The following is a 10,134-nucleotide window of genomic DNA, read 5'->3' as shown; positions in this document are numbered from 1 at the left end:
ATTGGAGTCACCGAGGGTTAAGAAGTCTAACTGAAAGGTATCAGACTCTACGTCATACTTAATTGAACCGCCGTATACCGAACGGTACGTACGGTGGTGTGAGAGGTCGGGGGTTAGTCACCCCCTCCTACTCGATTTTTAAAAACATTTTGTTATGTAAACTCCCATCATCGAAAAGCTTAGGGTTTCTAACCCTTGGATAGGACATCAATGTATAAAAATAAGAAAAAATGTAAACAAGACAAAGGGAGATTTTATTTTTCTTATGTCCTTGTTGAAAGTCAGAAGGGAGTTTTCGTATTGAGTAAGTCAAACAAATTAGGATTTTGGATTTTGACTGCACTTGTAGTCGGTAATATGGTTGGATCCGGGATCTTTATGCTGCCACAATCTCTTTCTGAGGTTGCTAGTCCAGCTGGTGTAATTCTAGCATGGTGCTTAACAGGATTTGGTGTTCTTGCAACTGCGTTAGTGTTCGGGAATTTAGGAATAAGAAAACCTAATTTAAATGGTGGTCCACAGATTTATGCGAAAGAATTGTTTAGACCAGAATCACCAGCTTCTATTTTGGCAGGATTCATGTCATCCTGGGGATATTGGATCGGAAACTTAGCAGGGAACATTGCTATTATCACAACGTTTGCAAGTTATTTATCTACATTTTTCCCAATTCTTTCGAGTGAAGCTGAGCTAGTATCGGTGAGTAATTTCACGTTAAAGGTTGGAAATGCCTTGACGTTTATAGTGTGTACGTTACTTTTATGGGGAACGCACTTTGTCATTTTAAGAGGGATTGAAAGTGCAGGTAAGATTAATTTCGTTGCAACAGCAGCAAAAGTAGTTGGATTTGTTCTATTCATTGTTATTGGTTTATTTGCCTTTCAAAAAGCAAATATTGTGCCATTTGTAGCTGCTAAAATCGATTCAGCAGGCCATACAGTAGGGCTATTAGGTCAAATTAACAACGCTGCAGTTACAACACTCTGGGCGTTTATTGGTGTAGAATCTGCAGTTGTGTTCTCATCAAGAGCGAAAAAACAAACGGATGTAAAAAGAGCGACTGTACTGGGGCTCTTTATAGCACTTGCTATATATGTTGGAATCAGCACTCTTGTAATGGGTATGTTAAGCCAAGAAGCCCTGATTCAATCAGAAAAACCATTAATTGATGCTATTGAAACAGTTCTCGGTCCTATCGGCGGAAAACTGTTAGCAGGTTTAGGACTCATTAGTTTAGTAGGATCTACAATTGGCTGGATCATGCTTGCAGCCGAAGTTCCCGTAGCTGCAGCAAAACAAGGTCTGTTTTTGACAGCTTTCATGAAAGAGAACAAGAAGGGATTACCAGTATTTTCTCTTGTGGTAACAAACCTTCTTGGTCAGCTTTTCATCTTTTCAACCATTTCTAATTCAATTTCAGCAGCATTTAATTTTGTCATCTATATTGCTACTTTATCTTATTTAATCCCATACTTTATTGCCTCAACATTCCAGTTGAAGCTCGTACTTACAGGTGAAACGTATGAAGGCAATAAAAAAGCAAGAATGCTCGATGGAGTTATTGGAGGAATAGCAGTTATCTATTCCACATGGGTAATCATTGCTGGAACTGCAGACATCAAAACCTTCACATTCGGAATGATTCTATTAGCAAGTGGTATCGTATTCTACGGAAAACTACCAAAAGCACAAACAAAAACGACAGCAAGTTAAGCAGTTTCGATAAAAGACAAAAAAGTCTGTTGGTATAAAATACCAGCAGGCTTTTTTGATATTCAACAGATATTTAACTTTATAAGGATCATGTAGATTGTTAGAAAATAAGAAGCATTATGTAAACTGGTAAACAGATAAATGATAACATGCAACAAGATCTAAATTGTCTGATTTAATTGATTATAAAATCAAACAAAACACAATCAAAATTTGTGAAAAGATTTTTCAAAGTTATTGAGAGCGTAAAAATTTTTCTGGAGTTAGATAAATAATATTAAGAAAGATTTTTGAAAATGATTTATTTGAACTGAACCAGGATGATCTATATAAAAATTTCTGTTTCATCTCACTAAGTTAAGTAATCTTTTGATTTGAGACATGGATTCCGTGTGTTGAATTAACTTCCTATAATATATATTATGTAAACTAGAATATAAAACCGCGTGAGATTAACCCCTATTCCCCCAAGTTCCCATAATGTTCGCCGATATAAATCTCCGGACAAAAACGACAAAAAAGTTTGTACAAAAATGACAAGAATCTTTGTACAAACTTTTCTTGTTTGGATTCTTTGTTACCTTTTGATTTTTATCCGGTTGTAGATCCAACATTTAATTTTGGTGAATTTCAAGTGTCTACTAACTTAAATTACCAAAAATCTTGTATATGAAATCTTATTTTAAAAATATATCTATAGAAAAATTACGGTTCCTGTTTGTTGGACAATTTGAGATCCGCTCATCCATAATTCTTTAATTGTCTACTATTTTTATCTCTTCAATGGGCCAATAAATAACTTTTGTAGTTCCTACTACTTTTTCCATTGGAATTGCACCAATATGTCTACTGTCCAGCATTCATTCTTTCACACTTTCACAAACCTAACGCTACAGTACATTTATTTAGCAAAATTTATAAACTAAGTTTATCATAAGTAGCATCAATTAAAACAGACAACCTTCAACTATTACCTCAATCTTTATTTCTAAATATTTCATAGTTTTTTGTCATTTCCTTCTATTTCGTTAAGTTCTTATTGTCCATTTTATCCATTGCTATTCGAATTGGAGATTTATAAGGCGGATACCTTTAATACTTCTTCTAGGTGTGTCATAAAAGGTCCACGAATAAATAAACTAAACCGTTCTCTTATGCATTCAAAATCATATGTTTCTCGAATTTTTGTTTGATTTTTTATTTTCCAAAATGAATCTATTCCCTCACACTCCATTTTCCAACAAGTAATTGCTAATGCATGGGGACAAACATCACCATTTTGTTGGGCTTTATTGAAAATCTCAACGCATTTCTTGTGGTCCTTGATAATATTACGTAATATATATCTGCTTACTGCTTTATAAATAATCCTAGTTTGTTTGTAGACTTCAAAGTGTTCAGGGGTTAAATTTTCAATTAATACTGTTGGCCAAAGTGAGGTATCCAATGATTCTTGACCATTGAAAATTCTTTAATATCAATCTATCAAATCGAAGTAAATGTATTTTCTTGTAAAATAATTCCCCCTGGTGTGATTAAAACTTTGTGATCTTCGCCGTTTTTCTCCCTGCCCCACTCATTCTGTCAGATGCAAAAACATTCTCTTCCTTGCATATAGGAAAAATCCTACTTGTATGAAGTGGTAGATTCCTGCAACGATGAAGAAATGCAATAATATCTCAGGATTTTTCGAGACTCCACCAATATCCGTTGCCATCGCAACGATGTAAAGAAAAGCTAACGTTGTTCCTACAATGGTTGGGACAAAGAATAGAGCTGTTATCTCCCTTGAAATGATTCGCTTTACTTCCTTTGCAGTAATTCCTATATTATTAAGTTTTTTATACTTATTTTTTTCCTTATCAATCTCGGAAAAGAGATTTAAATATAGTAGAATAAACGATCCAAAGAAGAAAATGATACTTAAAAAAGTGGTTACGAAGAATAATATACCATTAGAATTTTTGTTGTCATTATAATCCTCCACTTTAGAGGCAATCCGAAATAAGTCTTCTTCGGTGGCATTCTCTGTCCGAACATCAACAATTGGTGGAGTATTTTCATTGTAGCTTTTAAGCGTCCTGTCTAGTTTCTCAACTGTATTCGTTGTATTCTTCCAGTTGGCTACATTGATTAAATGAATATTTGATTCAAAACCATCTAAGTGATCTTTTAGTATCTTGAATTCGGAATTGCTTACAATAATACAGTCATAAAGATTATATAGGTTGTTGAAATTTTTTTTGACAATCGTTTTCTTCAGTGTATAGGTTACCTCCCCATTTCTAGTTGGAAGAGTAAGACCTTGGTCATAATTACTACCGCTTGCTGCGTTTTCTGGGTCATCATTTATATAATATAGAAATTCATGATCTTGTAATTTCAGCTGATTGGAAGTTAACTGATTAAAATGGTCCACTGACATAAAATTATAGACAAATGACCAGTCACTGTATGTTTGTTTTTGATAGTAGGAATAGATCGGTATCACCAGATGTTTTTGGATGGGATTTTCTTTTTGGTCAACAATCGAATAAAGTTCTTCTAAAGCCAAGTTATTTTTGTTTTCTGCTTGGATAAATGCTATATCAAAAGGATTGCCATCAATTGCTTGCTTTTCAGTTAATATGTAGGTGGACAATATTATGGTGCTGTACAAAATAGTTACCATTATCATGACTGTGACGAGCATAAGTATAGATGTCAGTTGTTTAAATTTGTAATCTAGATTTGTCAGAAATAATAATCGGCGATAATAAAATGGTTTGTATTTTTTAGCAAGCTCTATAAAAAAACTAGTGAATTGATAAAGGCTAATGTATAATCCTATGAATGTTGACATTGCCCAAAGAAACAGGTACTCACCACCCGCAATAGAATTTGAATATGTATAATAAAGACCCAGAACGGATCCAATCATAATAGCCAGTCCTATACCACCTATTAGCGGGCTTTTCATCTTTATTGTCTCTGAAACCTTGTCGCTTTTTAAGCTATGAATAACGTTATGTTTTAGTGTGTGGAAGAGTGATTTTCCGACTGCGATGAAAAATACGATTAAAAAGGTAATGATCGAGTACACGAACATTTTGCTATTAAAATGAAAAGGAACCCCATGTAATCCAACACTATTCATTAATAGCAAATAGAATAGTCTAGCAAATATGGTTCCTGTTAGAATACCAGAAATGATCGAAAAGAGGGCAATGACGCCATTTTCTAGCAGTAACAATTTGCTTATATCACGATTGGACATTCCTAATGTCATGAACAGCCCGAGTTCACTTCTTCTTCTTTTTATAAATACATTGTGTGCATAACTAATAAAAAATACAGTAAAAACAACAAGAGCAACACCCGGAACTGTTAACACATATTGAATCGATTCTACCTTCTTCACTTGGACTACTCGCTCGTTGAAGTATACAGTCGAAAACATAAAGAAAAACATGACTGCAAAACTGTTGCATAAGAAGTAAAAAATGTATTTTTTATAATGAACCTTTGCCATTTTCCACACGATTTGATTAAAAGACATGGGTTCTCCCCCCTAAGACAGCAAGGTTATCCATGATTTGATTTAAGAACTCTTTCCTGCTACCTTTTTTTACGATGTAGGAATAGATGTGGCCGTCTTTTATAAAGATCACTTTCCTACAGTAGCTAGCTGCGAAAATGTCGTGTGTAACAAGGAGAACAGTTGTAGATAACTCGTGAACGATTTTTTCAAAACATTCCATAATGACCGCTGACGATTTAGAATCCAAATTTCCTGTTGGTTCATCGGCAAAAATGATACTAGGATCATTCACTAGAGCTCGACTAACGGCCGTTCGTTGTTGCTGTCCACCTGAAATATTGTAGGGATATTTGTCCAAGATTGCTTCAATTTCGAAGAGCTTTGCAAGATGTTGAACCTTAGCTTCCATTTCGGTTGCCTTTTTCTTTTCTAGTACCATTGGTAGAATGATATTTTCTTTTACAGTTAAGCTGTCTAAAAGGTTAAATTCCTGAAATACGAAACCTAATTGTTTACGACGAAATAGAGCTAATTGTTCACCCGTCATCTCGCTTATTTTTCGGCCCACAATGGTAACTTCACCTGAAGTAGGTTTATCAATTCCACTCAATACGTTAAGCAACGTCGTTTTACCACTCCCAGACGGGCCCATAATCGCAATAAACTCTCCTTTATTAATGGATAGGCTTACTCCGCCCAACGCAGTTGTAGAACCTTCACCACCATACTCTCCGTATATTTTAACTATATTACTAGCCTCTAAAATGATCATTGTATTTCCTCCTTTGGTGAATGGAAGAGAATATTCGAGCAGTATTCTTTCATCTTCTTAAACTGCTTTAACATCATCCTAAGTGACAAAAAGAATTTCATCCATCGAATACGCTAAAAATAGCTTACATTTTTGTAAGGTAATTTTAGCTGTTGACAAACGCTCGCACTCTTCGTCACAAACCCTCCTCTGATACTCATGACCATTTAGGGTAACTCCGCTCCTTGTACGGGTTCGTTCCTCAACTGACAAGTGTTTTCAATTAGCCTGAATGTGCGTAAAACATACTTTATCTATTTCAATCCTGTTTTCGAGACATCTTTGATTCTTATTTCGAAGCCATTGCCCCTCTATTCAATTTGTTTCTTTGTTCATTGTTCATTCCCCGTCACCCATCGAATGGTTACAGTTGTGCCTTCGGAGACTTTGGATTGTATAGTAATGGTTTGATCAAGTTGGTCAGCAATTTTTTTGCATAGGTAGAGTCCAATGCCTGTGGAGTTTGGAAATTTTCTTCCGTTTTCTCCTGTGAAAAATGGCTGAAATACTCGATCAAGATCATAGGAAGGAATGCCAACACCTTCGTCTGTTATTGATAAGGTTGTATAGTTTCCATTAACTTCAATACGAAAGATAGTTTTTTGCTTCCACTTTTTGTGCTAGAGTATTTAATGGCGTTGGAGATGATCTGGTCTAATAAGATTTCGTTCCACTTGGAGTCAGTGACAACATAAGCGTGCTTACCTGAAAATTCAATAGAAGGAAATACAGATTGGTAGATAAATTCCCTTTTTCGCCCGTTAATTACTTTTCTTAAAGAAACGAGTAAATCAACAGATTTTACTTCCAAGTCATTTTCGAAGTTCTTTAATCTTATCATTGTTAAACCTTGTTCTATTGATGTATGTAGACGTTTGTTTTCTTGAAGAATTTTATCAAAAACCTCAGCAGTTTCATTTGTTTTTTCTTCTTTATGAATGATTAGCTCGATCACGGAAACAGGTGTTTTTAAATAGTGCATCCAATGGGATAAAAAGTATAATCTTTCTTTATTTCGCTCTTTCATTTCATTGTATTTACTAGTGTGCTCCCATATTATTTTATTTAACAATTGCTGAAACGCTTTTTGTTCCTCTGTATGTGGATGTAATTCTGCAAATTGATTCCTTAATATAAGCTCGATCGCTCGATTTGTTTGATGGTAGTGGAAAAAGTCAATTACCAGGTATATAGTTAATAAAAATAACCCTATGGATAAAGGATAGAAAAACTCTGTGTTCGCTGGTTCACTTAGATGGAAAAAAGTTATCATGCAAGCCATGTTTACTAAATAAAATCCGATGAGAAGGGATCTGTCTTTTATAAATTTTTTTAAAATATGTTTAAGCATGGTTAATCCCCCATAGATGTAGGAAAGTGAAACATGTATCCTACCCCTCTTTTACTTTTTATGGCATGATCAAACCCTAGTTGAAAAAGTATTTGCTTGATTCTACTAATATTTACGGTTAGTGTATTATCATCTACGAATGTTACCGAGTCCCACACTTCCTCGATTAGCTCTTCTCTCGATATAAAAGTGTTTTTATTTTCTATTAATTTTTTCAAAAGCTTATATTCGTTTTTGCTAAGTTCGACTTTTTTCTCATGGCAAGTTAATGTAAGAGTTTTGGCATCAATACATAGCGGACCAACACAAATTTTTATCGTTTCCTTTGTTGCGTATTCCCCGTATACTCTCCTTATCGTTGCTTTGACTTTAGATTGGAATATTTCAAACGTAAATGGCTTTGTAATATAATCGTCCGCTCCAAGCTCAATAGCCATTATCTGGTCTAGTTCTTGGCTGCGAGCTGAAATAATAATGATCGGGACATTAGATTCCTTGCGAAAACTTCTGCATAAAAAAAAACCGTCATAATAAGGTAAGTTAATATCTAGCAAAACTAGATCAGGTTTTATACTTGTAAATTCCTCTAATAGATTTGAAAAATTCTTAGGGTGATGTACAACATATCCGTAGCGCTCCAAGTTTTCCTGAATAAGTTTACTTAACTGTATATCGTCTTCAATAAGCAAAAGTTTATACATAGTAGATTCTCCTTTTTTACTATTGCCCCACTTCTTTACTAAATTAAAATCTTTCTATTTAGAAGCCCTATAAAATGAATCTATTATAATATTACCATAATAAGGTAATAAAAAATATGTCGAAAAAAGTAGAAACATGATATAATAACAAATTGTCTGGCATTTTGGATTAATTAAATAAAAGAGAGGAGACATCATGAATTTACTTCAAAAAAAGTCAATAACTTACTTGTTGAGCCAAAAGAAAACATTGCAGAAAACACTAGGTGCCTATGATTTAATATTGCTTGGGATCGGCGCGATTGTTGGGATCGGCATTCTTGTGTTGACAGGTGTCGCAGCAGCAAATGATGCAGGTCCTTCGATTATCTTTTCATTCATGCTGGCAGCATTGGTTTGTGGATTTGTAGCGTTTTGTTATGCAGAAATAGCATCGACTCTTCCTGTTTCCGGAGGTGTCTATACGTACACTTATGTGACCATTGGGGAAGTAGTTGCTTATCTAATAGGATGGACGCAACTTTTAATTTATCTTTTGTCTGCCGCAGCCGTAGCAAATGGATGGTCTGCGTATTTTCACTCGTTGTTAGAAGGATTTCATTTGCATATTCCAAAAATGCTAAGTGCAGTACCTCAACAAGGCGGAATGGTGAACTTGCCGGCTGTCTGTATTATTTTACTTATGACATGGGTACTGTCAAAAGGTGTGCAAGAAAGTAAGAAAGTGAATAATACGATGGTAGCCATCAAATTATTCATCATTTTATTATTTATTATTGTTGGAATATTCTATGTTCAACCGGAAAATTGGGATCCATTCATGCCTTTTGGGTGGAAAGGAGTTCTAGCAGGAACTGCTACTGTGTTCTTTGCATTTTTAGGGTTTGATGCTGTTGCAACTGCGGCAGAAGAAGTGAAAAAACCGCAGCGTGATTTGCCAATTGGCATTATGGTTTCTTTAGTTGTGTGCACTCTTTTATACGTTATCGTTTGCTTAGTCTTAACAGGAATGGTTCCATATCATTTATTAAATGTTTCCGATGCGATGGCATTTGCGCTTCACGCTGTCGGACAAAATTTTGCTGCAGGAGTATTATCAGTAGGAGCCATTGCGGGCATTACAACCGTTATATTTGTGTATCTTTACGCAACAGTACGCGTTCTGTTCTCTATGAGTCGCGATCGTCTTCTACCAAAACCGTTCTCAGTCGTTCATTCACAATCTCAAGCACCCGTTTTTTCGACTTGGATTGCAGGATTTACAGGTGCAGCAATTGCTGGATTTATTGATTTGAGAGCATTGTCCAACTTAGTCAATATTGGTGCTTTGTTAACATTTATGATGGTTGCCTTATCCGTTATGATACTTCGCAAAACACATCCAAATCTGCAAAGAGGATTCAGGGCACCGCTAGTTCCATATCTTCCCATCTTGACGATTGCGTGTTCTTTCTTCTTAATGACTCGCCTTCCGCTAGAAGCGTGGTTATATTTCTGCATTTGGATGATGATAGGTTTAAGTTTTTATTTGATCTATAGAACGAAGCGCCAACAAAAAGATTCATACCAAGAGCAAAGGAATATTATGAAAAAAGCAAACTAGATAAGCAGGTTAATAAAACAGCCAAGGCTTTCTTAAAAAAGCACTTGGCTGTTTGTTTATCTCTATTTTTATAATTGCACTTTTTGCTTCAGCTAATCGCATTTTTCCAAAACCACGTTCGGGAAAAAATTCATTTTTTATTTTCTTTTTTGTTTTTTCATATAAATCTATAATAGCTTCTTCACCTAAAAACTTATTTGATAAGTAATGTTGAACATCTTTATTTAGTTTTTAAAGTTCTGAAATTAACTGAATCAGCTCCTTTTGATCAAATTCTTTGAGTTCTTTTTTTAATTCATTCAATTTTAATATGCTCAAATGTTCGTCTTTCCTTTCAAATATTCATCAATTATATAACACATTCTTTTATCATGGGATTCCATTGTTAGTTAAAATCCTTCAGCCAAATTTTAAAATTAATGTACCGCAACATTT

At 34.7% G+C, this 10,134-nt stretch carries 8 protein-coding genes; 2 read left to right on the top strand and 6 right to left on the bottom strand.

The window, feature by feature from the left end:
- Window positions 1-300 precede the first annotated feature (300 nt).
- Complete coding sequence (locus GD441_RS11860) at window positions 301-1,713, top strand: amino acid permease (RefSeq protein WP_153126650.1); 1,413 nt, start codon at window positions 301-303, stop codon at window positions 1,711-1,713.
- Between the two features lie 1,075 nt (window positions 1,714-2,788).
- On the opposite strand, the gene GD441_RS11855 is transcribed toward GD441_RS11860, so the two are convergent.
- The 6 genes from GD441_RS11855 to GD441_RS11830 form a co-directional block, all read right to left on the bottom strand.
- Complete coding sequence (locus GD441_RS11855; protein WP_153126649.1) at window positions 2,789-3,160, bottom strand: hypothetical protein; 372 nt, start codon at window positions 3,158-3,160, stop codon at window positions 2,789-2,791.
- A gap of 129 nt (window positions 3,161-3,289) precedes the next feature.
- Window positions 3,290-5,251, bottom strand: a complete 1,962-nt coding sequence (locus GD441_RS11850; RefSeq protein ID WP_153126648.1) for an FtsX-like permease family protein — start codon at window positions 5,249-5,251, stop codon at window positions 3,290-3,292.
- Window positions 5,241-6,005, bottom strand: coding sequence for an ABC transporter ATP-binding protein (locus tag GD441_RS11845; protein ID WP_153126647.1), 765 nt, complete (start codon window positions 6,003-6,005; stop codon window positions 5,241-5,243). Before GD441_RS11845 ends, GD441_RS11850 begins: the two co-directional genes overlap by 11 nt.
- Window positions 6,006-6,376: 371 nt before the next feature.
- Complete coding sequence (locus tag GD441_RS11840) at window positions 6,377-6,577, bottom strand: ATP-binding protein (protein ID WP_263862445.1); 201 nt, start codon at window positions 6,575-6,577, stop codon at window positions 6,377-6,379.
- A gap of 17 nt (window positions 6,578-6,594) precedes the next feature.
- A complete protein-coding gene (locus GD441_RS11835) occupies window positions 6,595-7,395 on the bottom strand; it encodes a sensor histidine kinase (protein ID WP_153126646.1) in 801 nt (266 codons plus the stop codon).
- 2 nt (window positions 7,396-7,397) lie between these two features.
- Entirely contained in the window at window positions 7,398-8,096 is a 699-nt protein-coding gene (locus tag GD441_RS11830) for a response regulator transcription factor (RefSeq protein WP_153126645.1), read from the bottom strand.
- A 193-nt stretch (window positions 8,097-8,289) separates the two neighbouring features.
- Here GD441_RS11830 and GD441_RS11825 point away from each other — a divergent pair, with 193 nt between their 5' ends.
- Window positions 8,290-9,699 carry an amino acid permease gene (locus tag GD441_RS11825; protein ID WP_225434213.1) on the top strand — a complete coding sequence of 470 codons (1,410 nt, stop codon included), beginning with the start codon at window positions 8,290-8,292 and terminating at the stop codon, window positions 9,697-9,699.
- The last annotated feature ends 435 nt before the right edge of the window (window positions 9,700-10,134 follow it).

The sequence above is a fragment of the Peribacillus tepidiphilus genome, assembly GCF_009466385.1.
GTDB lineage: Bacteria > Bacillota > Bacilli > Bacillales > DSM-1321 > Bacillus_BN > Bacillus_BN tepidiphilus.
This window is presented reverse-complemented; position numbering and strand designations above follow the sequence as displayed.